29 protein-coding genes are annotated in these 24,529 nt (G+C 36.3%); 6 read left to right on the top strand and 23 right to left on the bottom strand.

From position 1 onward, the window contains the following. The first annotated feature begins 221 nt into the window (after positions 1–221). Positions 222–440 carry a hypothetical protein gene (locus Q3V31_RS06930; protein WP_000100491.1) on the top strand — a complete coding sequence of 73 codons (219 nt, stop codon included), beginning with the start codon at positions 222–224 and terminating at the stop codon, positions 438–440. 197 nt (positions 441–637) lie between these two features. Next, positions 638–1,012, top strand: a complete 375-nt coding sequence (locus Q3V31_RS06925; protein WP_016130214.1) for a DUF3915 domain-containing protein — start codon at positions 638–640, stop codon at positions 1,010–1,012. 96 nt (positions 1,013–1,108) lie between these two features. On the opposite strand, the gene ptsP is transcribed toward Q3V31_RS06925, so the two are convergent. The 4 genes from ptsP to glcT form a co-directional block, all read right to left on the bottom strand. Then, a complete protein-coding gene (gene ptsP, locus Q3V31_RS06920; protein ID WP_000174203.1) occupies positions 1,109–2,821 on the bottom strand; it encodes a phosphoenolpyruvate--protein phosphotransferase in 1,713 nt (570 codons plus the stop codon). Continuing rightward, complete coding sequence (gene ptsH / locus Q3V31_RS06915; protein WP_000411079.1) at positions 2,821–3,084, bottom strand: phosphocarrier protein HPr; 264 nt, start codon at positions 3,082–3,084, stop codon at positions 2,821–2,823. The genes ptsP and ptsH overlap by 1 nt, the downstream gene beginning before the upstream one ends. Positions 3,085–3,218: 134 nt before the next feature. Continuing rightward, on the bottom strand, positions 3,219–5,282 hold the full coding sequence (ptsG, locus tag Q3V31_RS06910; RefSeq protein ID WP_000473209.1) for a PTS glucose transporter subunit IIABC: 2,064 nt from the start codon (positions 5,280–5,282) through the stop codon (positions 3,219–3,221). Between the two features lie 340 nt (positions 5,283–5,622). Beyond that, positions 5,623–6,471 (bottom strand): glucose PTS transporter transcription antiterminator GlcT, encoded by an 849-nt coding sequence (gene glcT / locus Q3V31_RS06905; protein WP_000073853.1) that lies wholly within the window; start codon positions 6,469–6,471, stop codon positions 5,623–5,625. A 165-nt stretch (positions 6,472–6,636) separates the two neighbouring features. On the opposite strand from glcT, the gene Q3V31_RS06900 reads away from it, so the two are divergent. Then, on the top strand, positions 6,637–7,443 hold the full coding sequence (locus Q3V31_RS06900) for a Cof-type HAD-IIB family hydrolase (protein WP_000594218.1): 807 nt from the start codon (positions 6,637–6,639) through the stop codon (positions 7,441–7,443). Between the two features lie 73 nt (positions 7,444–7,516). On the opposite strand, the gene phnF is transcribed toward Q3V31_RS06900, so the two are convergent. The 6 genes from phnF to scpA form a co-directional block, all read right to left on the bottom strand. After that, entirely contained in the window at positions 7,517–8,248 is a 732-nt protein-coding gene (gene phnF / locus Q3V31_RS06895; protein WP_071733495.1) for a phosphonate metabolism transcriptional regulator PhnF, read from the bottom strand. Beyond that, on the bottom strand, positions 8,178–8,966 hold the full coding sequence (nagB, locus tag Q3V31_RS06890; protein ID WP_001024198.1) for a glucosamine-6-phosphate deaminase: 789 nt from the start codon (positions 8,964–8,966) through the stop codon (positions 8,178–8,180). The genes phnF and nagB overlap by 71 nt, the downstream gene beginning before the upstream one ends. Before the next feature lie 4 nt (positions 8,967–8,970). Then, entirely contained in the window at positions 8,971–10,113 is a 1,143-nt protein-coding gene (nagA, locus tag Q3V31_RS06885; protein ID WP_016130215.1) for an N-acetylglucosamine-6-phosphate deacetylase, read from the bottom strand. Between the two features lie 207 nt (positions 10,114–10,320). Continuing rightward, positions 10,321–11,223 carry a ComEC/Rec2 family competence protein gene (locus Q3V31_RS06880; RefSeq protein WP_001215093.1) on the bottom strand — a complete coding sequence of 301 codons (903 nt, stop codon included), beginning with the start codon at positions 11,221–11,223 and terminating at the stop codon, positions 10,321–10,323. Positions 11,224–11,301: 78 nt separating this feature from the next. After that, a complete protein-coding gene (scpB, locus tag Q3V31_RS06875) occupies positions 11,302–11,874 on the bottom strand; it encodes an SMC-Scp complex subunit ScpB (protein WP_000375161.1) in 573 nt (190 codons plus the stop codon). 158 nt (positions 11,875–12,032) lie between these two features. Further along, positions 12,033–12,776 (bottom strand): segregation/condensation protein A, encoded by a 744-nt coding sequence (scpA, locus tag Q3V31_RS06870; RefSeq protein WP_001199766.1) that lies wholly within the window; start codon positions 12,774–12,776, stop codon positions 12,033–12,035. Positions 12,777–12,945: 169 nt separating this feature from the next. Between scpA and Q3V31_RS06865 the strand changes: the two genes are divergently transcribed. Continuing rightward, positions 12,946–13,041: a YjcZ family sporulation protein gene (locus Q3V31_RS06865; RefSeq protein ID WP_000510193.1), complete on the top strand. Its 96-nt coding sequence runs from the start codon at positions 12,946–12,948 to the stop codon at positions 13,039–13,041. A gap of 100 nt (positions 13,042–13,141) precedes the next feature. Beyond that, positions 13,142–13,660, top strand: a complete 519-nt coding sequence (locus Q3V31_RS06860) for a DUF309 domain-containing protein (RefSeq protein WP_000283579.1) — start codon at positions 13,142–13,144, stop codon at positions 13,658–13,660. A gap of 20 nt (positions 13,661–13,680) precedes the next feature. On the opposite strand, the gene ribT is transcribed toward Q3V31_RS06860, so the two are convergent. After that, positions 13,681–14,049 carry a GNAT family N-acetyltransferase RibT gene (ribT, locus tag Q3V31_RS06855; protein ID WP_000908403.1) on the bottom strand — a complete coding sequence of 123 codons (369 nt, stop codon included), beginning with the start codon at positions 14,047–14,049 and terminating at the stop codon, positions 13,681–13,683. 485 nt (positions 14,050–14,534) lie between these two features. Further along, positions 14,535–14,972, bottom strand: a complete 438-nt coding sequence (locus Q3V31_RS06850; RefSeq protein WP_000853785.1) for a peptidylprolyl isomerase — start codon at positions 14,970–14,972, stop codon at positions 14,535–14,537. Positions 14,973–15,159: 187 nt separating this feature from the next. On the opposite strand from Q3V31_RS06850, the gene Q3V31_RS06845 reads away from it, so the two are divergent. Next, complete coding sequence (locus Q3V31_RS06845; RefSeq protein ID WP_000850501.1) at positions 15,160–16,026, top strand: DUF1002 domain-containing protein; 867 nt, start codon at positions 15,160–15,162, stop codon at positions 16,024–16,026. 30 nt (positions 16,027–16,056) lie between these two features. Here the strand turns inward: Q3V31_RS06845 and Q3V31_RS06840 are convergent, their stop codons facing one another. From Q3V31_RS06840 to sigF, 11 genes are all read right to left on the bottom strand, one after another. Continuing rightward, positions 16,057–16,860, bottom strand: a complete 804-nt coding sequence (locus Q3V31_RS06840; RefSeq protein WP_329763565.1) for a Cof-type HAD-IIB family hydrolase — start codon at positions 16,858–16,860, stop codon at positions 16,057–16,059. A 96-nt stretch (positions 16,861–16,956) separates the two neighbouring features. Continuing rightward, complete coding sequence (spoVAF, locus tag Q3V31_RS06835; protein ID WP_016130216.1) at positions 16,957–18,429, bottom strand: spore germination protein SpoVAF; 1,473 nt, start codon at positions 18,427–18,429, stop codon at positions 16,957–16,959. After that, positions 18,416–18,985: a stage V sporulation protein SpoVABEA gene (gene spoVAEA / locus Q3V31_RS06830; protein ID WP_001254419.1), complete on the bottom strand. Its 570-nt coding sequence runs from the start codon at positions 18,983–18,985 to the stop codon at positions 18,416–18,418. The genes spoVAF and spoVAEA overlap by 14 nt, the downstream gene beginning before the upstream one ends. A 5-nt stretch (positions 18,986–18,990) precedes the next feature. Beyond that, positions 18,991–19,341, bottom strand: coding sequence for a stage V sporulation protein AE (gene spoVAE, locus Q3V31_RS06825; protein WP_000345912.1), 351 nt, complete (start codon positions 19,339–19,341; stop codon positions 18,991–18,993). A 3-nt stretch (positions 19,342–19,344) separates the two neighbouring features. Then, complete coding sequence (spoVAD, locus tag Q3V31_RS06820; protein ID WP_001241134.1) at positions 19,345–20,361, bottom strand: stage V sporulation protein AD; 1,017 nt, start codon at positions 20,359–20,361, stop codon at positions 19,345–19,347. A 13-nt stretch (positions 20,362–20,374) separates the two neighbouring features. Next, positions 20,375–20,833, bottom strand: a complete 459-nt coding sequence (gene spoVAC / locus Q3V31_RS06815; RefSeq protein ID WP_000918878.1) for a stage V sporulation protein AC — start codon at positions 20,831–20,833, stop codon at positions 20,375–20,377. Positions 20,834–20,848: 15 nt separating this feature from the next. Then, a complete protein-coding gene (gene spoVAB, locus Q3V31_RS06810) occupies positions 20,849–21,265 on the bottom strand; it encodes a stage V sporulation protein SpoVAB (RefSeq protein WP_000572940.1) in 417 nt (138 codons plus the stop codon). Continuing rightward, positions 21,258–21,878, bottom strand: a complete 621-nt coding sequence (locus Q3V31_RS06805) for a stage V sporulation protein AA (protein WP_000438373.1) — start codon at positions 21,876–21,878, stop codon at positions 21,258–21,260. Before Q3V31_RS06805 ends, spoVAB begins: the two co-directional genes overlap by 8 nt. A 116-nt stretch (positions 21,879–21,994) precedes the next feature. After that, positions 21,995–22,093 carry a methionine/alanine import family NSS transporter small subunit gene (locus tag Q3V31_RS06800; protein ID WP_000016829.1) on the bottom strand — a complete coding sequence of 33 codons (99 nt, stop codon included), beginning with the start codon at positions 22,091–22,093 and terminating at the stop codon, positions 21,995–21,997. Beyond that, positions 22,093–23,619, bottom strand: a complete 1,527-nt coding sequence (locus Q3V31_RS06795; RefSeq protein WP_000450059.1) for a sodium-dependent transporter — start codon at positions 23,617–23,619, stop codon at positions 22,093–22,095. The genes Q3V31_RS06800 and Q3V31_RS06795 overlap by 1 nt, the downstream gene beginning before the upstream one ends. A 141-nt stretch (positions 23,620–23,760) precedes the next feature. Continuing rightward, positions 23,761–24,519 carry an RNA polymerase sporulation sigma factor SigF gene (sigF, locus tag Q3V31_RS06790; RefSeq protein WP_000350729.1) on the bottom strand — a complete coding sequence of 253 codons (759 nt, stop codon included), beginning with the start codon at positions 24,517–24,519 and terminating at the stop codon, positions 23,761–23,763. Positions 24,520–24,529 lie beyond the last annotated feature (10 nt).

Genomic DNA, 24,529 nt, shown 5'->3' with positions numbered 1-24,529 from the left:
AATTTCATTACCTTCGTTTTTTTATATTCTGTCACACATCCGTAATATTACAATGTATTATTCGACATCTACACATAGAGAAATCGTAATTTTCATGCTATCTCCATAAATAAATATGGCGTTTCGTGTCGAAATTTGTTAAACCATCGAAAGATAACCGTGTATTTTTATTACAATTGTGATACAATGATAACAAATAGATAACAAGAGAGGGATTTTCATTGAGTTCATACGGAAGCTTTATCGCACTTTTAAGTTACATAGTAACTGTACTACTGCTATATTTTATTGGCGATGCTGCAAACATATCAGTGTTACAATTCCCAAAAGAAGAAGTATTCCAATCAGAAGCAGAAAAACATACTGCACGATCCATTGCACCACTACTCCTAGCTCTTCCTGTATATATCATCGTTTTATATAAAAGTAAAAAAGTGTAAAGGCTGCCTAATTTATTTCATTTCGGTGGTCTTTACATTTTTTTGTGATATTTCCCCTATTTTAAACATCACTCCATACTAAATACCCATCTAGTCATTTAAAATGAGAAAATCCCCTAGAAAAATTTCCATTATCTGTCCAGTCACCGACTGCCGAACTTACATAGATTATAAGTGTGAAGGGGGTGATGAGGATTATGTTTGGATCATTTGGATGCTGTGATAACTTTAGAGACTGTCATCATCGTGAAAGAGAGTGTGACCATCGCGACCATCGCGAGAAAGAGAGAGAGAGAGAAGTAAAACCACAACAAACAGCTGTATGTAACGTGCTTGCTAGCATTTCAGTTGGAACAGAGCTTTCTCTTTTAAGCATTAGAGGTAACGGAACATTCAACAATGTAATTTTTGAAGGTTTCGCTAACGGCGTTGCTCTTTTCTCTGCTTTAGCTCGTAATAATAACGACAAAGATAACAATAACAATAAAGACGATAAGAACAATCAAAATCGCAATACTTTTACTGGTATTTTACGTGTATGCCCAACTGACATCGTTGCAATCGCTATCTAATTCTGTTCCTTATCCTCTATAGTAAGAAAATAAGATTTACTTTTCTCATAAAAAAAACCTGAGACCGATTTCAAATCGACTCAGGTTTTTTTACTATTATATGCTTTTAACTAATTCAACAACTTCTTCAGCAGTTGACATTGTTAATGCTTTTTCTGCTAATGTTTCCATTTCTGCTTTTGACAACTTGCTTAGTTGTGTTCTTGCAGGAAGGATAGATGTTGCACTCATACTGAACTCATCTAAGCCTAATCCTAATAATAATGGGATAGCAAGCGAATCTCCCGCCATCTCACCACACATACCAGCCCATTTGCCCTCTTTGTGAGCAGCATCGATAACCATTTTTACAAGACGTAAAATAGATGGGTTATACGGTTGGTATAAGTAAGCTACTTGTTCGTTCATACGGTCTGCAGCCATTGTGTATTGGATTAAGTCATTTGTTCCGATAGAGAAGAAGTCAACTTCTTTTGCGAATTGATCTGCTAATACTGCTGAAGCTGGGATTTCAACCATCATACCCACTTCAATAGAATCAGAAACAGTTGTACCCGCTTCTACAAGTTTCGCTTTCTCTTCTAATAAGATTGCTTTCGCTTGACGGAACTCATCAAGAGTTGCAATCATTGGGAACATAATTTTTAAGTTACCGTATACGCTAGCACGAAGTAATGCACGAAGTTGTGTACGGAACACATCTTGCTCATCAAGACATAAGCGAATTGCACGGTATCCTAAGAATGGGTTCATTTCTTTTGGTAAATGTAAGTATGGAAGCTCTTTATCTCCACCGATGTCAAGTGTACGAACAACGACAGGTTGACCTTCTTTTACACCTTCAAGAACTGCTTTATACGCTTCGAACTGCTCTTCTTCTGTTGGAAGATTGTCACGGCCCATGTATAAGAATTCTGTACGGTATAAACCAACGCCTTCTCCGCCATTATCGATAATACCTTGTACATCATTTGGTGTTCCGATATTTGCAACAAGCTCAACGTGATGTCCATCGCTTGTTACAGTAGCTTGGTCTTTTAATTTTGCCCATACAGCTTTTTGCTCTTCAAATTTCGCTTTCTTTTCTTCAAACGAACGAAGAGTTTCTTCTGATGGATTTACAATTACTTCTCCATCTAAACCGTCAATGATTACGATATCGCCGTTTTGGATTTTCTCCATAACAACTTTCGTACCAACAACAGCTGGAATTTCCATAGAACGAGCCATAATTGCAGAGTGAGATGTACGTCCACCGATATCAGTTGTGAAACCTTTTGCATACTTACGGTTTAACTGAGCTGTATCAGATGGTGTTAAATCTTCAGCAATAATGATTACTTCTTCAGAAATTGTACCAGGATTTGAGAAGTTAATTCCTAGTAAATGTGCAAGAACGCGTTTTGTTACGTCGCGAATATCCGCAGCACGTTCTTTCATGTATTCGTTATCCATGTTTTCAAACATAGAAATAAACATTGATGCAACTTCATCCATTGCAAATTCAGCATTTACTTTTTCGCTATTTACTTTATCTTTTACTGGATTTACTAATTCCGGATCATTTAATACTAATAAATGTGCTTCAAAGATAGCAGCTTTATCAGCACCTAGCTCAGCAAAAGCGTGGTCCTTAATAGCTTCTAGTTCAGATTTTGCTTTCTCAAGCGCAGCGTCTAAGCGTGCAATTTCTGCAGCTTCGTTCGTAATTGATTTCTTTTCAATGTTAAATTCAGGATTCTCAAGTCTGAAAGCCTTTGCAATAGCAATCCCACTTGATGCAGCGATCCCTTGAATATTAAGAGTCATTATTCTCCTAATCCTTCGTTTTTCATAGTTTCTTCGATAGCTGCTAGTGCTTGAGCTGCATCATCACCATTTGCAGTGATCTTAATTTCCGCGCCTTGTTGAATTCCTAAAGACATAACACCCATGATTGATTTTAAGTTAACGTTTTTTCCGTTATACTCTAAGTTAATGTCAGAACCAAATTTGCTTGCAGTGTTTACAAGTAGAGTTGCTGGACGAGCATGAATTCCTGAATCGCTAGTTACTTTAAAGATTTTTTCCATGATAATTTATCTCCTTTAAATTACGTTTTTTTTAGTTGTATAGACGTGAGTACTACATCATCTATTGTATATAATAGGCGATGTTCGGTCAACCACATCGCCTATTATAATTATAAACATTTTGCGTCAAATTCCTATTGAATGTCAATAATAGCGTTTTCGCCCTTTTTAACATTTCCATCTTTTTTCAATTCGACTTGTTGCCCTTGTTGTAAATTCGTAAAGACGATTGGTGTAATAATAGATGGTGCATTTTCTTTTACAAATGCAAGATCTACTTTTAATAATGGTTGTCCTTGCTTCACTTTATCACCTTGTGCTACAAGCGCTTCAAAGCCTTCACCATTTAATTTTACAGTATCAATACCAAAGTGGATTAAAATTTCTTTTCCACCTTCAGACTGAATACCAATCGCATGTTTTGTAGGGAATACATTTACAATCTCACCATTAACTGGAGAAACTACTGTTCCTTCTGTTGGCTCAATCGCAAATCCATCTCCCATCATTTTCCCTGAAAATACTTGGTCAGGTACTTCTGTAATCGGTAAGATTTTCCCTTCAATTGGTGAAACGATTGTTTCATTTTCATCAACTTGTTGAGGAGTTTCTTCCACTTTTACAGGCTCTTCTTTTTCAACATGAGGTGTACGACCTGACATAATATCATGAATTTGTGATTTTAATGTGTCAGATTTCGGTCCGAAAATAGCTTGAATGTTATTTCCAACTTCAAGTACACCAGCTGCTCCAAGCTCTTTTAAGCGGTCTTTATTTACATTCTTTTGTTCGTTAACTTGTACACGTAAACGAGTAATACAAGCATCTAAAGAAGCGATGTTTTCTTTACCACCAAGTGCTACTAATACTTCACGTGGAAGTTCACCTGCTTCTGTTTTTCCTGCGCCGTCATTAGCATTTGCTACTTCACGACCAGGTGTTTTTAAGTTCCATTTACGGATTGCGAAACGGAATCCGAAGTAGTAAATCACTGCTAGTACAAGACCAACAATAATTACCCACCACCATGCCGTACGACCTGGTAGTACACCGAATAATATGAAGTCAATTAAACCACCAGAGAATGTCATACCAATTTTAACACCTAAAATTTGCATTGTCATAAATGATAGACCAGCGAATACTGCATGAATTCCGAATAATACTGGTGCTACGAATAAGAATGAAAATTCAAGCGGTTCTGTAATACCTGTTAAGAAAGATGTTAATGCAGCAGACCCTAAAATACCAGCTGCTAATTTTTTATTTTCTGGACGTGCTTCATGGTACATTGCTAAAGCTGCTGCTGGAAGACCGAACATCATGAACGGATACTTACCAGTTGTAAATGTACCAGCTGTTAATTCTACGCCGTCTTTTAACTGTGCCATAAAGATTTTTTGGTCACCACGGATTAATTCGCCAGCTGCATTTGTATACTGACCGAATTCGAACCAGAACGGTGAATAGAAAATATGATGTAATCCAAATGGAATTAATGAACGTTCGATTAAACCGAATATAAATGCTGCTAACGTTCTATTTGCATCAATCATTTGATGTGAGAACGTATTTAAGCCACCTTGAATGTATGGCCAAACGAAGCACATGATAATACCTACTACTAAAGAGAATGTTGCAGTTGCGATCGGTACGAAACGCTTACCTGCAAAGAAACCTAAGTATGATGGTAATTCAATATTGAAGTATTTATTGTAGCAATATGCAGCTACTATCCCGACGATAATACCACCAAATACTCCTGTTTGTAGCGTTGGAATTCCTAATACGTTTGCATATGCTGGATCTGCAAATCCAATTTTCACTGGATCTGTTCCAGAACTTGTTACTTTCACTAGCTTATCTACTTCTAAGAACACACTCATCGTTTTGTTCATAATTAAGTAGCCGACGAATGCTGCTAAACCAGCTACTCCGTCTCCACCAGCTAAACCGATTGCTACCCCAACTGCGAATAATAATGCAAGGTTAGCGAAAATAATATCACCCGATTGTTCCATAATTTTTGCAACCATTACGAACCAATCTGCTTTTAAAGCAGGAATAACATTTGTTAGCTGTGGATTTTGAAATGCATTACCAAATCCAAGTAAAATACCTGCTGCCGGTAAAATCGCTACTGGAAGCATAAGCGCTTTTCCGACTTTTTGAAGAACACCAAAGATCTTCTTAAACATGGAAACCCTTCCTCTCTTATCTATATTGATACTTTTCGACAAACGCCAAAAAGGCATGAGGAAAAAAAAGATAGAACGATAGCTATACAAAGGGTAGTATGTCCCTTTATTTAGCTTACATTCCCAACTTTTCTCCACTCATGCCTGATCGAATCAGTAACACGTGTCAAAAATAGGATTACGTATAAGTTCACTATAATTAAGGCAAACGTTTTCGTTATTCACCTTAATGTGTTTGTCGAATTTTGTATAACTTTGCAATAGTTATTATACATAACTATTGTAAGCGATTCAATCATTTTTTTTAACGTTTTCATTTTAGACAAAAATATATGTCTTTTTACACATGTTCTGCTTTCACTAATCGTTGTAAATGCATCGTTAAATAAATACTCTCCGCTTCATAAACAGGAAGTTGTAATTCTTTCTGCATTACTTTGACTAGTTTCCACGCCAAATTATAACAAACTGGATATTCCAACTTTAATAAATCAGCAAAACTCTGTGCTTCTTCTACTTTTTCTCCTTTTTTCACCCGCTCAATAGCATATTGTAAATGGCGAATAAGGCGTAAATAATGAATGCTTTCTTGGTCTAATGTAATTTGTAGGCTTGTCTCAATTAAAGACACAAGTTGTGCAATAAGACGAGAATTTTGATTAACAGAAGATAAATCAGAGTTTGTAAGCGAGCTGTAAATGTGAAGTGCGATAAAGCCAACTTCCCCTTCTGGCAATGTAATTTGCAAACGAGAATTTAAAAGTTGCACAACGCCTTCAGCAATTTTATATTCCTCTGGATATAGCATTTTCGTTTCAACTAAAAAAGGATTATCTATTGTAAGTCCTTGTTTCAGCCTTTTAATTGCAAAAGAAATATGATCTGTTAAAGCGATATGAATATGTTCATTTAATGGAGACTCCGCTTTTTCTTGAATATATAACATAATATCATTCATCAATTCAATTAGCTTTTCACTCACATGTGGTACTAAAAGTTTGTATTGTTCTCGATCACGTTCATTTTTTAAAACAAACATTTTCTCAATTTGTTCTTGCTCCAACACATCTTCAGCCTTTTTTCCAAATCCAATTCCTTTACCGATCACTACTACTTCCTCGTGTTCAGGATGGCTAGCAATGATGACATTATTATTTAAAACTTTTTTAATTTCTAGATAATTACTCATATAACACCACCCTCGTACTTAAATAGCCTGCTTTTATGTTACAGAACATTCTTCTTTTTCGTCAATATAAAACATCTACCATTTAATAAAAATTCATTTTTTAGACATGTTTGTATATGATGCGTATAATGTAAGGGCAACTGTACATAGAAAGGAGATTGCAACATGATTAAAATGTTTGTAAGTGATATTGATGGAACGATGATGCAACACGGAGGTTTTATCGACGAAAAAGATGTTATCGCTTTACGCAGCTTAGCTGAACAAAATGTAATTCTTTGTTTTGCTTCTGGAAGACTTGATAATGAAATTGCAGACTTAATGAGAGCAGTTAATACAAATTTCCATCGCATTAGTGTAAATGGTGTTTTTGTATATACACATGAAAATAAGCAGCTATTATCTGCAACTTTCGATTCCAGCATTCTTCCAGATTTGTTAGCTATGACAAATGAAGACCCTTATTTCCGTTATGTAAGTGATGAACATAACTACTACATTGAAGAAAAAACACCGTTTATTCATGAACTTGAACAACAAGTAACGATGACTTCTGTTGAAGAACCTAATCTATTACAGAAAATTGATGATACAATTTTTCCAAATAAAATTTCTGTCGGTGGAACGAAGGAAAGCTTACAACTCCTTCAGAACAAAATTGATGAAAAATTTCACGGTAAAGTTAGCACCTTCATTTCAGCAGAACAATGTTTAGATGTAATGCCACCTAATATTAGTAAAGGTTCTGCTATTTCTATTTTATTAAAAGAATTTCAAATACAACCAGAGGAAATTGCTTGCATAGGGGATTCTTATAATGATATTCCAATGTTCTCTTTAACTCCTCACAGTTTTGCTATGTCTCAAGCAGATGACGCAGTAAAAGAGCACGCTCACTATGTAGTAAATACGGTTAAAGATGCTGTTAACCACGTAATTGCTCATAATAAAAATACGACTCACTCCTTATAAGGATGAGTCGTATTTTTATTTCTTTACATGTTGAAAACATCAAAGCTCACTGTACTTCACAAACTGAAATATATTACTTGTTACGTGCGATGTTCGTAATAAACTTATAACGGTCACCACGATAAATACATTTCACATACTCTAACGGTAACTCACCTTCTGAATATGACCATTGACGCATTACAAGTACAGGCGCCTTTTTAGGAATATGCAGATGTTCAGCTTCATTATCCGTTGCAATTGAAGCTTCAATTGATTGAGTAGCGCGAACAAGCTTAAAGCCCAGTTTTTTCTCTAAATGTTCATATAAAGATTGTTGCAATATTTCTTCGTTAATATCTTTCACAAGAGTTGGCGACAAATATGTCGTCTCAAATGCAATCGGTTCGTCATCAGCTAAGCGAGTACGCCTCACTTCATAAACCGACTCCCCCTCTTGTATTTTCAGCCGGTCTGCTATTTTAGCAGTAGCTGGAACTAGGCGGAAACTTAATAACTGGCTGCTCGGTTTCATACCACGAGAAATCATATCTTCTGTAAATCCCGTCATTCCTTGCAACTTTTGCTCCACTTTCGGAAGTTGGACGAACGTTCCAATCCCACGTTTCCGGTATAAATAACCTTGTTCCACTAAGTTATTAATCGCCTGTCTGATTGTCATACGACTTACTTCGAACTTATCACAAAGTTCATTCTCAGATGGAATTTTATCTCCCGGCTTCCATTCGCCGTCCTCAATTAGCTGTTTCACCCACTCTTGAATCTGATAATAGATCGGAAATGGTGAATACTTGTCGATGTTCATCAGCAATCGCCTCACTGCATAAAGATAGAGCTTCTGGATCTGCGATTACGGTTACATTCGGATGACGTTGTAAAACTGTAGCAGGACACGCCTCACTATATTCTCCTTGCAATAATTCCTTAACAGCTTCTGCCTTTTTAGATCCCATAGCAACAAGTAGAATTTGTTTTGCTTTCATAATACTTCCAATTCCCATTGTAATCGCATGAGTCGGTACATCTTCTTCTCTTTCAAAGAAGCGAAGGTTTGCTTGGCGCGTAGATTCTGTTAATTCTACAATGTTAGTTGGAGAATTAAATGGTGTTCCTGGCTCATTAAATCCGATGTGACCGTTTTCACCGATTCCAAGAATCTGTAGGTCAACTGGGTTAGTAGCTAGAATGCTCTCGTAACGCTTGCACTCTTCCTCTAAATCACTTGCCATCCCGTTTGGTACATAAGTTTGTTTAAATGGAAGATGATCAAACAACTGTTCTTGCATGAAATAGTGATAGCTGTTTTTATCTTCGTGTGGTAAATTTACGTACTCATCTAAGTTTACAGTGGTTGTATGACTTGTATCAAGTTTATTTTTTCGCATTTCTGCATAAATACCTAATGGAGAGCTTCCTGTAGCCATTCCTAATGTTGGATTTTCTTTTGATTTTACAACCTCTTCAATTAACTTGAAACCTGCTTCTGCTAATTCTTCTGGAGTTTTTACAACAAGAATATTCATCTAATTACTTCCCTTCCTTCATATGAATTCCTAAACGAACCGTATCATATACATGTAATTCTTCAGTCATAACAACAAAGTCTGCATCTTTACCTGCCGCTAACGCACCTTTATTATTTAATCCAAACTCTTCTGCTTGGTTAACCGATGTCATGAGTACTGCATCCTCGATTGAACATCCTGTAAATTCAATTACATTTCGGAAAGCTTGATCCATTTTCAAAATACTACCAGCTAACGTTCCATCTTCTAATCGGGCACTGCCATCTTTTACATGTACTGGCTGTCCGCCAAGCTCATATAATCCATCTTCAAGACCTTTTGCACGCATTGCATCTGTAATGACACTTACTTTTTTCGGTCCTTTTAATTTATATGCTAATTTCACCATATCAGGGTGAATGTGAATACCATCTGTAATTACTTCAACCATTACATCTGGATTTAATAACACATGACCAACAACTCCTGGTTCACGGTGATGTAATCCACGCATTTGATTGTATAAATGTGTTGCATGTGTAATTTTTCTATTTTTCAGTTGTGCATCAATCGCATCTGTATGCCCCATTGTGCCAACAACACCTGTTTCAGCAAGATACTGCTCAAACTCTAACGCACCTTCTTCTTCTGGTGCATATGTTACTAATTTAATTAGATTTCCGCTTGCTGCTTGCCATTGTTTAAATTGCTCGATACTCGCAGGAACAATATGTTCAAGTGGTTGTGCACCCGCACGTTTTTTTGAAACATATGGTCCTTCTAAGTGAATATATTCGAAATGTGCTCCCTTATCTTTCGCTTCCTTCGCAGCACTTAGCGCCGCTTCAATCGCTTCTGGAGCTTGTGTCATTGTTGTTGGAAAGTAAGTTGTAACTCCTTCTTTTAACATTTCTTTACCAAGAGTTACTAATCCATCGCTATTTGCATCCATCGCATCAATATCGTATCCACCATGAATATGAACATCAATCATACCTGGAATCACAATCTTTCCTGCCGCATCTAACACAGTTTCATTTTCTTGTGATACATATTGAGCCATCAAACCAATTTCTTTAATTGTTTCTGCGTAACGAACAAATCCGTTTTCCACTACTTCTGTACCTGTATAAATTTTGGCATTGATGACAACTTGCGTTTTCATTTTCATCGATCCTTTCCCATGAAATACCTACTTGTTATTATTACCTTATTCGCCTAATTCCATCTTAATATACACACGAGTAGTTGTCTATACATTCTAATGAAATTTCCTCTTCATTCAGCAGAAAAAAGGAAATTTATTTCTTTTTCATTATAATATATGTTATTCATTTTTTCCAAAATGGAAAATACCCTCTTATATAATTAATTACTTAAGTAGTGGCATAAGACCACTCGACCCCATAGTAATATGTTCACCGTCTGTTTCTATTTCTACTGTACGCTTGTTTGTTCCGTATATCATTATACCACGCTGTTTTAATCGTCTTACAACACTTTGATGAGGATGTCCATATGGATTTCTACTCCCGTACGAAAGAATAGCGAATTGTGGGTCTACTTTTTTTAAGAATGTTTCACTCGTTGAAGTATACGAGCCATGATGCCCTACTTTTAATATATCTGCATGTACATCAAATTGCTTTAATATTTCATTTTCTGTCCGTATATCAGCATCACCCATTAATAAAAAGTCCGCTTTACCATATCGAATCTTTAATACAATTGAAGACTCGTTATTCTCGTCCTTCGATTTCCCATTGTTCAATACTTGTATAGAAACATGTGGATCTAGCGGTATGTATTGTCCCTCCTTCACTGAAATGAAAGGAATGCCCCTTTTTTTAATGTTATTTCGATACGTATGATAAGTAAATGAACTATATGTTTTCCCGCTATCTAATACGAGGGAAACTGGCATTTGCTCTACAATTGGAATAAGTCCTCCTATATGGTCCATATCCGGATGAGTACTTACAATTACATCTAAATGATTAATTCTTTTTTCAATTAGTTTTTGAATAATGACCTCTCCCGCTTCATAGGGACCCCCGTCTATTAACATCGTTTGACCATTTGGCAATGTAATAAGTGTCGCATCACCTTGTCCAACTTTTAAAAAACTCACTTTCATTTTACCAAAATGTTGCCGCTGCATATGTATAGAAGACGCAGTATGAATAGACATCATATATCTTTTAGCCGATGCGCTGTTTAACGAAAAACATAATAAAACAGAAACCAACAATAGAATATTCCGTACACCTCTCATAACTCGTCTCCTTTTTTCATTTAGTATGGCACGCTCTGTAATTGATATACAAAAAAAGCTTAGCAAAATGCTAAGCTTTTATTTTGATAATTCCTGTAAAGAACCGAAGAATAAATCTGCTTCATTCATTTGTTCATTTTCTTCCGAAAGAGGTGGTAAATCATCTAACGTTTTCAATCCAAACGTATCTAAAAACTCTTTCGTCGTTCCGTATAAGATAGGACGCCCCGGTCCTTCTGCTCTTCCCATTTCTTTTATAAGTAAGTGTGAAACTAACGTTTGTAATGCCTTATCTGTTTTCACTCCTCGAATCTCTTCCATTTCTGTCCTTGTAATCGGTTGACGGTACGCAACGATTGCCAACGTTTCAAGAGCTGCTTGAGACAGTGAAGCCGTTGTTGGGGTATCTATTAACTTTTGATAGTATGCCGCATGTTCTTTCTTTGTTGCAAAACGATACACTTTTGCATATTGGACAATTTGCAGACCGCGATTCGATCCTTCACATTCTTTTTGCATTTCCTCTATACTGTTTATTACTTCTTCCACTTCAACTTCCAGAACTTTAGCTATCTGTTCCGGATAAATCCCTTCGTCACCTGCAACAAATAAAAGCCCTTCAATAATCGCTTTTTGTTCTTTTCTATCCATTTTACGAACTCCTTCCTCCTATTTTTCTATAAAAATACACATAAAAAAACCGAATCACAGTAAATGCGTTCGGTTCAATATTTCTTCTCTCGTTCCAAACGATACATTAAAACCTAACTTGAGATAAAATATTTCTATCCCATCTTCACATGCTGGCTCTATACGGATTTACTAGAGCTTGATACGAAAATTTCATCAAAATTATGTTCTTGTTCAATTATGATTTGTTGATTTTTCATCAGCTCAAGAACTGCTAAAAATGTTACAACCATTATTTCACGTTCTTCATCAGCAAACAAATCATAAAAGCTTTGACGACCGCCTTTTACTTCTAACTGTTGTAGAATATCAGTCATTCGCTGTTCAATTGGTATTTCTTGGCGAGTAATTCGCGTTGTTACGGGTTTCTTTGCTTTTTTACGGCGCATTAGCTTTTGAAATGCCGCTAACATATCATATAACGTAACATCAAGAGGTAAACTTGTCTCCTCTTCTTGTTGAAATGATGTAAAATCAATTGGCGGACGTGTATATAGCTGTGCTCTTTCTTGTTCTCTTTCTTTTAACTCAGTAGCAACTTGCTTATATTTCTTATATTCAATTAATCTCTCCATCAATTCTTGACGAGGATCATCTATAAAGTCTTCACCGTTATCAGGTACATCTTCTTCTTGTTTCGGTAACAACATTTTACTTTTAATTTGTAATAACGTTGCAGCCATTACTAAATACTCACTGGCAACATCTAATTGTAGTTCTTTCATCGTATGGACATAAGATAGATATTGCTCTGTAATTTCCGCTACAGGAATATTATATATATCAATTTCGTAACGATGTATTAAGTGTAACAATAGATCTAAAGGCCCTTCAAAAGCCTCTACTTTAAAATTATACTGCACAAAGCATCCCACCACATTTTTTCTATAACAACATAAGTATAGAGCATACTCATGTTCTATCCAACCTTTTTAAGAAATTTAATTAAAAATAGACCTATGCCCATGTCATAATGCCCACCGCTTCATATGATAACAATGTAGTAAGAACAATGTAGGAGGTCAAAAAACTATGGGTCACGTTGATTGCGGTTTTAGCGGTGGATTCGCATTAATTGTTGTACTGTTCATTTTACTAATCATTGTAGGAGCAGCTTGCTTCTGCTAATATGAAGCAATAAAGCGACTAGGGATATTTCCCTAGTCGCTTATTGTTAATATTTCTATGATACACTGTACATATAACCGTTAGACAGGAGCGAAAAAAAATGTATCCTACCGAGTACATACAATTTTTAATTCATTTTCACGGAGACTATGATTATTTTGAATGTCATGAAATACTAGAAGAGTATTGGAAATTAAAGCCTAGAGGAGAACGTGACAATTACTTAGTCGGTCTCATTCAAATTGCTGTTTCCTCATACCATCATAGACGATCCAATTGGAATGGTGCAGAGAAGATGATAAAAAGCGCAATAACAATTTTAGAAAAGAACAGCGCGCAATTACATCAATTCGGAATAGATCATAAACAACTTATATTTTTATTAAATGAAAGATTACAATCTATCCACAAAAAGGAAACTTTCGCCCCGTTATTTTTACCATTATTAGACGTATCGTTAGAAAAACAATGCATACAGTTATGTAAGAAACAAAACCTCTCTTGGAAAGATGCGAACGTCGTTCCTGATGAATACATCATAAATAAGCACACATTGCGTGATCGAACAGAAGTCATTTCTGAACGACACGAACAACTACAAAAAAGAAAGCAGAGATAATAAACTACTTATCCCTGCTTTCATGAATGTATATTTTGTTCAAGCTCTTTACACTTTTTGCAAAAACTTGCTGTTTGCTCATTTCCGCAAATTGTAAACTCAAGAAATTTACTCTTAAGCTCTTGAACCATCTTCGTCCCAATACCCATATGACGGTGAGACGGATTCACGCTCAAATGCTGAATTTCCAATACCTGATCTTCTTTTTTTATAATCCCCATTATCCCAACAAAATCTTCATTTTGTTTCCACAAATACAATTGCCAATCTTCTTTCGCCTCATACTCTTTCATTGTCAATTGTAATGTTTTCACATCTTTTTCAGTTGGCATAAATGAAAGAAGCCCCATTGCAATTTTTTCATAACTTTTTTTAAAACGAATTAACATAACCCTTATCCCTTCTTACAAAAGTTACAAACTATTTATCCCCTCAGTCACTCTTTTCATATCACATTCATTCTACAATATTTTTACCAGAGTGAGAAGAGGCTGAAACAACTTGATAATCATACAAAGCGTTAAGAAGAAAGTCAAATATATGTTTCCAAGCTATTTTTTCTATTATACCGCTCAGAATAGAGACAATACTGTTTAGAAACTAAAAGGAGAATCCCCTTGCTCATCACATTTTAATTATTAATTACTTTTGAACGAAATAGTTCTATTAAAAACAATATGTTAAGAGAAATCCATTTATTGAAACATATAATTGGTACTCCATTCTATGTATTTTGTTAAAATTGTGTTCTCATGAACAATATATTTTAACGTTAGTAGCCGTCCTATTTGCACCATATATTTCGAAATATATACCAATTACTGTTTATACGAAATAAAAAAAGAGAGCAAAATCGCTCTCTTTTTCTCGTAACTTATTCTTCCCAAACTTTAACTTCTTTCATTACATCGCCTTGACGCATGTTTAATACTGTTTCAATACCGCTTGTTGCTTTACCGAATACAGTATGTACGCCATCTAAATGCGGTTGTGGCTCATGAACAACAAAGAATTGGCTACCACCTGTGTTACGACCAGCATGTGCCATAGAAAGTGAGCCAACAAGATGTCTATGAGGATTTCCATCAGTTTCACATGGGATAGAGTAACCTGGGCCACCTGCTCCTGTGCCTGTTGGGTCTCCACCTTGGCTTACGAAGCCAGGAATAACGCGGTGGAATGTCACACCATCATAAAATCCTTGCTCTGCTAATTTTTTAAAGTTTTCTACTGTTTTCGGTGCCTCTTCTGGGAAAAATTCTAAATCGATTTTTTCACCATTTTCCATTAATATGTATCCTAAAGTTTTCATACGTATATGTCTCCTTTCAACTATCTCAGCACTATATTACCATATTCATGACGAGAAACAAAAAGAATCCGACAATCTACATACTTCTTTTTTGAAATGTGGAAGAAGCTAGGTGACAAATAAGAAAAATATACTATAATAACTGTGTTGCCCGAAAATTTTAGAAAGAGAAAGGGAGCGATTTTTCGTGAAAACGAAATTACTAGCTCTGCTATTAGCTGTAGCCGTATTTATTATGCCAACAGCTTCATTTGCAGACATCATTGAGGGAGAATCAATTGTTACACTAGGAGAAAACTTATCTGAACAACAGAAACAAGATCTTTTGAAAGAAATGAAAGCACCAAAAGATGCACAAATTATTACTGTATCTAATGCGGAAGAACATAAATTTCTAGAAGGAATTGTTCCAAAAGCACAAATTGGTACGAGAGCAATTTCCTCTTCTATGATTACATACACAAAGCCAGGATCTGGTCTCATTGTACGTTCAAAAAACATTAATTCGATAACAGATGCGATGTACACAAACGCACTTATTACAGCAGGCGTGAAAGATGCAGAGATTCAAATTACTGCACCATTTAAAGTCTCAGGAACTGCTGCTTTAACAGGTTTAATGAAGGCCTATGAAACAACATCGAACAAAGCAATTCCTGAGGAAGTAAAAAAAGTAGCCAATGAAGAAATGGTGCAAACGGCCCAGCTCGGCGATAAAATTGGTGAGGAAAAAGCAGTTCAACTTGTTGCAAAAATTAAAGAAGAGATTGCAAAAGAGCAGCCAAAAACGACGGAAGATTTACGTTCATTAATTAAAAAAATTGCTGATCAGCTCGGCATTACATTAACGGATGAACAGTTGGATAACTTAGTAGCGTTATTTGATAAAATGAAAAATCTTAATATCGATTGGAATCAAGTTGGCAGTCAGTTAAATAAAGCAAAAGAACACGTTTCTGCCTTTTTAGGGTCTGAAGAAGGGCAAAGTTTCCTAGATAAAGTTAAAGATTTCTTCTCTAGTATCATTGATTTTGTTAAATCTTTATTCAAGTAAAAAGAAGCTCGTCAATGACGAGCTTCTTTTTTATACAAGTAACGGTAATGTCATAACCGCTTCTTCAACCGAACGAACAACATGATTTGCTTTCTCCTTCACATATGGATGAGCATGATGAAGAGTAAATGAGTGCGGGGTTACTTCAAACATTGAAATGTCATTAAAAGAATCTCCAATGCAGGCAACCTCATTTGCTTCAATTTTTAAATGTTCCATTAGTCGCCTTAAAGCACTCCCCTTACTTACACCCCTTGGCATAATATCAACATAGCGTTTACCTGATATAAAAACTTCCGCTTCGCTGTGAAATGTATCTCGTAACTCTTGATCTAATGCTACAATTTTCTCTTCTTCTCCAAATACAAATAATTTCGCTGGATGTACAGTCTTACCAAATTCTTCTTCTAACGCTTCTATTTCAGCAATATGTACCCCCATATACTCTTCAAAAGTATGATGATTTTCATTCTTTCTTTTTGTATATCGCTGCTCATTTGCACAAACAATATCTGCTAGTCCCTTGTTATGTATATATCGATATATTTCCTGGGCAACACTATCTTCAAAACTTGATTCATAAAATATTTTACCGTCCGGCAGTAACATTGTCGCCCCATTTAAACCAGTTGTGTAATACGGGAATGAAAACCTTTTTACGACTTCATCAATTCGGTGAGTAAAGCGGCCAGAGGCAAAACAAATATTTGTCCCTTTTTCAGCTAGCCAACAAAGTGCACGTTCATCTTCTTTTTGCATATCATTCACATTGTAAACGAGCGTGTCATCTAAATCACTTACAAATAATTTAATCATGTCCTCTTCCCCTTTCATACACAATACCTACTCTAAGTGTACACAAAAAATGTTTGGTTTTTGTTAAAAAAAAATAAATTTTCAATAAAAAAATAAACGGGAGCATAATCCCGTTTATTTTTGTCTTCTTACATTTTGAGGTCGTACAATACTAGGACGCACTTTTAAACTAGACATAGTTGGACGGAGTAAAATTTTCGTTAACGCGCCCCAATCAAACGGTAAAAACGGCCATAAATACGGTGTTTGTAAGCTTTTTATAGACGCTAAAAATAAAATCAACATCGTCATCCCGATTACAAATCCCATCTCATGAAAGATGCCGGTTAAAATAATGACAAATAATTTGCCGATCTTATTTCCAAGTCCAAGCTCATAACTCGGAGTTGCAAATGATCCAATCATAGAAACCGCTACATACAAAATAACTTCTGGTACAAATAAACCTACATCAATTGCAATTTGACCAATTAATATAGCTGAAATTAATCCTGCTGCCGACGACAGTGATGTCGGCGTATGAATGGCAGCCATCCTTAAAAATTCGAGTCCGACTTCCGCCATCAAAATTTGTAATAAAATCGGTAAATGCGTCATCTTGTTCGGTCCAATAAAAGCAAGCTTTTCCGGTAAAAGAGTTGGATCAAATACAAAAACTAACCAAAACGGCAACAAGAACAGCGAAAATATAACACCTAAAAAACGTACCCAACGTAAAAATGTACCTACAGCTGGATTTTGTCTAAACTCTTCTGCATGCTGTAAATGGTGGAAATATGTTGTTGGAGTGATCATGGCACTTGGTGATGTATCAACAAGTACTAACACATGTCCTTCTAACAGATGATTTGCTGCTACATCTGGTCTTTCTGTGTATCGAATAAGCGGGAATGGATTATAACCTTGTTTGACTACAAATTCTTCTACCGTTTTATCCGCCATCGTAATCCCATCTACTTCAATATTTTTTAATTCTTGTTTTATAATTTTCACTAAATCTGGATTTGCAACATCTTGTACATATGTAATACAAATATCCGTTTGCGATCTATCCCCTACTCGAACCATTTCATTTCGAAGACGCGGGTCGCGTATCCTTCTACGAATTAACGCTGTATTTACAACGATATTTTCAACAAATCCATCCCTTGCACCACGTACTACCTTTTCTGTATCTGGTTCTGTCGGTGTCCGCCCCGGATAACTACGAACATCAATTGCGAACGCTTCTGTTTCACCTTCTACAAATATAACAATAAGTCCCGATAATACTTGGAGCATTACCTCATCCATCGTTTTTACTTTACTTACTTGTTGGTGAATTAAACGATTCTCTAAAAGCTTTACAGTATCTTCTTCTACATCCCTTATTTCATTTGTATCCACTGCTTCTTCTAAAATAGGGATAATATAATTCGTATCACAAAGCCCATTTACAAATAACACACCAATTTCTTTATTTAAAATTTGAAATTTACGAATACCAACATCGTATGTGACACCCAATCCAACTGTTTGCTTTAAGTAATTTTCATTATCACTTAAAAAAGATGAAATCGGGATATTCACTTTTTTAGGCTTCGTCATAAAACCCACTCCTTTCCAAAATTAATTGAATCGCTTTTCTAGTAATAGGTGATCCTCTCTCCCATTCATCATTTCCACACATTTTGCCAATATCACCGACCCCCACAATGACTGGAACATTCAGATCATCTAAACAATAAATCGTATCCCCACTAATCCTCCCAATTTCACCATCTGGAAGTCCAAATTTATCAACACCGTATTCTGTCAAATTCCCATTCCGATCTACACTTACATCTACACGCGCCCATTCCCAATGATGTGTATTCGACGCTACTGCTAAAATACCAAGTACATCAACTTGTTTATGTGTTGCGACATACTTTAACGCCTTTTCACCAGACCCTTCTCCTATAAATCCGCTGTCATCAAACATGACAAATACAGGGTCATATGGCGTTTGCATAATAAGCTCAACAACTTTCTTCCCTGTCAATTTGGTCGGATTACTTTGCGATGCTGAAATACACCTTCCCCCAAATTCCTTTGTCAACAGCTCAATTGTCCGCTTTGCATATTCATCTCCATCTGTGACCAAAACAACCCTTCGTCTCATTTGATTTATCCTTTCGGTTTACATATAAGTGCAACAAAAAATGAAAATAATATCGCCGCTGAAATCCCCGCAGACGTTAAGCTAAACATACCAATTCCAATTCCTAAATATCCATGTTTTTCTGCCGCATGCATTGCCCCGTGCAATAGTGAATGTCCAAAACTTGTAATAGGGACCGTTGCCCCAGCACCTGCAAATTTTATAAGCTTATCATACAATCCGAATCCGTCTAAAATAGCTCCGACGACTACAAAAGTTGCCATTAAATGTGCTGGTGTTAACTTTGCAAAATCTAGCAACACTTGTCCAATGACACAAATAGCTCCTCCTACAAGAAATGCATATATAAAATCCACAATTCACTCTCCTTTAACTCTTTCAAACACAACACCATGCGCAATCGTTGGAATCGTTTCCTTCTGCTGCATCATCATCGGGCTTAATAAAGCTCCCGTTGCAACGACAAAAATCCGTTGTAAATTCCCTTTTTGCATTTCACGCAATAAATGACCGTATGTTACAACAGCTGAACAAGCACAACCACTGCCACCTGCAAACACTTCTTCTTGATTTGAATTGTAAATCATTAACCCACAATCGTTGTATATATGTCCAAGATCATACCCTTCCTCAAGTAAAAGTTGTTTCGCAATTGGTGTCCCCACAGCTGATAAATCACCAGTAACAATAAGGTCATAATCAGCGGCACTTCTTCTTAAATCTTCAAAATGCTGTTGAATTGTATGAGCAGCAGCTGGCGCCATTGCCGATCCCATATCTAAAGGATTAGCAATCCCTAAATCTTGTACTGTTCCGATTGTTGCTGCTGTTATCTTAATTGCACTTTCTTCATTGCTAATTAATATGGATCCTGCTCCGGTAACAGTCGAGTTTGCTGTCCCAGGCTTTTGTCCTCCGTACTCTGTTGGATTACGAAATTGTCTTTCAGCCGTCGCATTATGACTACTTACTGTCGCTAAGACACGATTCGCAAATCCACCATCTATAAATGCTGATCCAACCGCCAAAGTTTCCATTGACGTCGCACAAGCACTAAACATCCCTAAAAAAGGAATACCACAATCTCGAGCAACATAATTTGCTGTCACTGTTTGGTTTAATAAATCACCTGCTAAAAAGAAATCAATTTGTGATGGTTTGATATTTCCTTTTTGCAATACTTGTTGAATCGAGTCTGACATTAACCTTCGTTCAGCAAGTTCCCAGTTTTCCTCTCCACAATGTAAGTCTGAATATGAAATATCAAAATCCTTTCCAAGAGGGCCTTCAGCTTCTTTCGGACCGACAGCGGTACCAGTTGCATTCACGAAGATATCATTTTGAAATACCCACGTTTGTTTTCCTGTCAATCTCATACCTACCCCTCCTTTAAGACATTAAAATTTGAAATGTATATCTTATTAATCCAATAATGTATGCACCGACGACGCCAAACACAATGACGCTTCCTGCAAGCTTAAACATGTTTGTAGCAATTCCTAGAACAATCCCTTCGCTCCTATGTTCTAGCGCAGCACTTGCCATAGAATTCGCAAATCCAGTAACTGGTACTGCTGATCCCGCTCCAGAAAACTGCCCGATTTTATCATAAACACCACAACCTGTTAAAATCGCTGATAGTAAAACGAGAGTTGCAACTGTAGGGTTTCCTGCCTCTTGCTCACTAAAGTGAAAGTAATGTATATAAAATTTCATCAATACTTCTCCGACGGTACAAATGAATCCCCCAACAAGAAATGCCTTCACACAATTTATTAAATAGTTCGGTTTTGGATGGTACTCTTTCACTTTATTTATGTAATCATCTTTCAGTTTTCGCCCTGCCATATATATTATTGCCTCCTACTTTACGAAATAAATCCAGTGAAACAATGAGCCTATTACTTTTCCAAGTACAAGAGCAACAAGTAAAATAATAATTTTCCCCTCTACCCCTACCCGTTTCGCTAAAATAGGTAAAACGTTTAACACTTCCGTTAACGCCGCAGCTAGCATTCCAATGAATGTGCCACAAAATAACCCTAATATTACGAGCCAATATTGCGACGTTTGAAATGTAATGTTCTTTAAACTACACCAAGCCCCTGTTAAAGTACCTGCAATAACTGCCCACTCAAAATATTGAATATGCTTTCCACTTCTCGTTAATTGAGCTAAACGAGGGATTATACCAAGCACAGCTAAAAACGCAACATATCCGCTACCTACAGCAATCCCTCCAGCTAAACCAATTAAAATCACGAATCCAGACTCAATCATCGGTAAGCTGTTTCATATTATCCTTGTTTTCATGAACAATTACATATTGATCAAGCGACTGTTGATATTGAAACATCTCAACTTCCAACGGGCTCGGCTCTTCATTAATTCGCTTTTGAAATACATGATTAAAAAATAAAACCATACCTACTCCAAGACCCAATGAATAAGGAATTTGAAATAAAAGTGGTTGCGCCTTAAATTCTCCAGTAATCATGTAATATAACCGTTGGTGTACTTGTTGCATACTTACATCTTCATGAAAATAAATAATTGCAAGTGCTGCTCCAATGAAGAGTAACAACCATACAAGTCCGAAGAAAACCGGATGCACTTTCTTTTTTTCATATATAATTTCAACAAGAGTTTGTCCAGAACCAAGTAAATTAATTTGTAAGTGAGCCGCTTTTTGTTGAACAATCTCAATCACTTTCATAACATCAATTACAACATGTGTTTTATCATGCGCTGTTATTTTGTAAATTATCTCATTTTGTAACGACTCAACTACCAAAGAATCTCCAGCAAGTTGAGCAACATCGCTCAGTTTTACTTCATACGTAGGAGACACTTTTAATCGATTGCGCATTTTAATATAAATCGTTTGTTCCAATTTTCATTCACCCCTTCACTCTTCCTCGTAGTTGTAGTATGGTTATTGGATTTTTTTCTAATACAATTTTTTCATAAAAAAAACATCTGTACCGTTTTGGTACAGATGTTTTTCTGTTAAGCCTTTTTCTTAAATAAATTTGCAATGCTTAATGCGAGCCCTCCCCAAATGACTACCATACCTATAACCATCATCATAATCGCTGATCCGCTCATCATGAAACACCTCGATCCTTCCATTCTTTTTCAAGCTGGGCAGAGTCTGAATGTATTTGTGCATTCCATTTTTTCAGACCAATAACTAACGCAACTAGAAGGAATGCTGCCGCTATCGACCAACCATACGTTACAACAAACTCTGTCGGATAATCTCCGTAGTTCTTTTTAATGTTTTGGATTGTACCATCAATTAACATATACCCTAACATAAGTGGAGTAATAACGAGTAAACTCACTCTCCAAAACGTTCCTAGCTTTATATCAGATACAAAGTTTGCATGGTTTTGATAAACTGGTAAACGGCGTAAGATTAGTCCTATTGTAACTACTTCGACGAGTGCAATTGTAATCAATCCAAAATTGTTAGCGAAGTAATCAACAACATCTAGGAACATAAGTCCACCACGCGTTGCAAAAACAAGAGAAACTAACACGAGAAGTGTTCCCATAATTCCAATCGTCTTTGGACGACTCAAGCTGAATTTTTCAGATACAGCAGCAAAGCATACTTCCGCAAGTGAAATGAGTGATGTAATTCCAGCAACGGTTAAAGATAAGAAAAATAATACTCCAAATAACGGTGACATCGGTAGTTCATTAATAATTTGCGGGAATACTACGAACGCAAGCCCCACACCAGCACTAGCTACTTTATCAACCGGTACCCCCATGTTATTCGCCATAAATCCAAGAGCTGCAAATACACCAATACCTGCCAATAATTCAAATCCTGAATTTGCAAATCCTGTAATAAAAGCATTGTTTGTTGTATCTGAGTTTTTCGGTAAATAACTAGAATACGTAATCATAATTCCGAATGCTAAAGATAAACTAAAGAAAATTTGACCGTAAGCAGCAAGCCATACTTTCCCATCAAAAATACGACTCCAATCTGGTTTGAAAAATGCATCTAACCCCTGCATCGCACCTTCCATCGTCACTGCACGAACAACGATAATAAGGAACATAACAACTAGTAAAGGAATAAAAATACGGTTAACAACTTCGATTCCTTTTTTAACTCCTTTAAACGCAACACCCAGCACAATAATCCAAACGAGAGCTAACGGAATTAATACTTCCGGCACAAGCCCCCCAAACTGTCCTGGCTTATCTGCAACATGTAAATATTCTTTAAATAAAAATGATTGCGTGTCTTTCCCCCATGCTCCAGTAATCGCAAAGTACGTATACGAAATAGACCAAGCAATAATTACTGCATAATATGTTGAAACGATAAATGTTACACACATTTGCCACCATCCAATAAATTCAGCACGTGGATGAATACGGAAGAACGTAAGTGGTGCCGAACCACGATGACGATGCCCAAGAGCAAACTCGAATGCTAATAATGAAATACCAGTTGTTAATAATGCGAATAAGTACGGTAAAAAGAATGCGCCTCCTCCGTTTTCATACGCTGTATAAGGAAAACGCCATATGTTTCCTAATCCAACGGCAGAGCCGATCGCTGCGAAAATAAATCCAGCCCTCGTTCCCCATTGTTGCCTCGTTTCCATGTTTCCTTCCCCCTTTGTGACAAGTTCATACTTGGATTATATTTTAAATTAACTAAATTATCAATAAATTCTGTAAACTCCTTTCGAACAATAGTTGTAATCTTCCCCTTTTCATTACAATAAAAAAAATCGAATAGATAGCTATTCATCTATTCGATCTTTCATCTGTTTCAATATTTTCTTTTCCAGTCTGGAAACTTGTACTTGCGAAATGCCTATGCGCTCCGCTACTTCTGATTGGGTTTGGTCTTTATAGTAACGCAAATACACAATTAGACGTTCTCGTTCATCCAATTCTCTAATTGCTTCTTTTAAAGCAATTTTATCAAACCATTTCGTTTCCGATTGATCTGCAATTTGATCTAAAATAGTAATTGGATCTCCATCATTTTCATACACAGTTTCATGTATTGATGAAGGAGCACGACTCGCTTCTTGCGCCAGAACAACTTCTTCTGGTGTTAGTTCCAGAGCCTCCGCCACTTCATTAATCGTTGGAGCCCTTCCGAACTCTTTCGAAAGCTCGTCTCTCATCTTTCGAATTTTGTTTCCTGTTTCCTTTAAAGATCTACTTACTTTCACTGATCCATCGTCACGTAAAAATCGTTGTATTTCACCGATAATCATTGGAACTGCATATGTTGAAAATTTCACGTCGAAAGATAAATCAAATTTATCTACCGATTTTAAGAGTCCAATACATCCAATTTGAAATAAATCGTCTGGTTCATATCCTCGATTAAGAAATCGCTGCACAACCGACCATACGAGACGCATATTACTTTGAACGATTGTGTCTCTCGCTTGTTGATCTCCATCTTGACTCTTTTGAATTAACGCTTTTAGCTCGTGGTCCTTTAACTGAGGTTTCTTCTTCTCATTTTTGACCTCTATGTCCATTGGCTATTCT

This window comes from Bacillus nitratireducens (genome assembly GCF_036320425.1).
GTDB classification, from domain to species: domain Bacteria; phylum Bacillota; class Bacilli; order Bacillales; family Bacillaceae_G; genus Bacillus_A; species Bacillus_A nitratireducens.
Note: the sequence above shows the minus strand (reverse complement) of the source record. Positions and strands in the feature narration are given on the sequence as shown.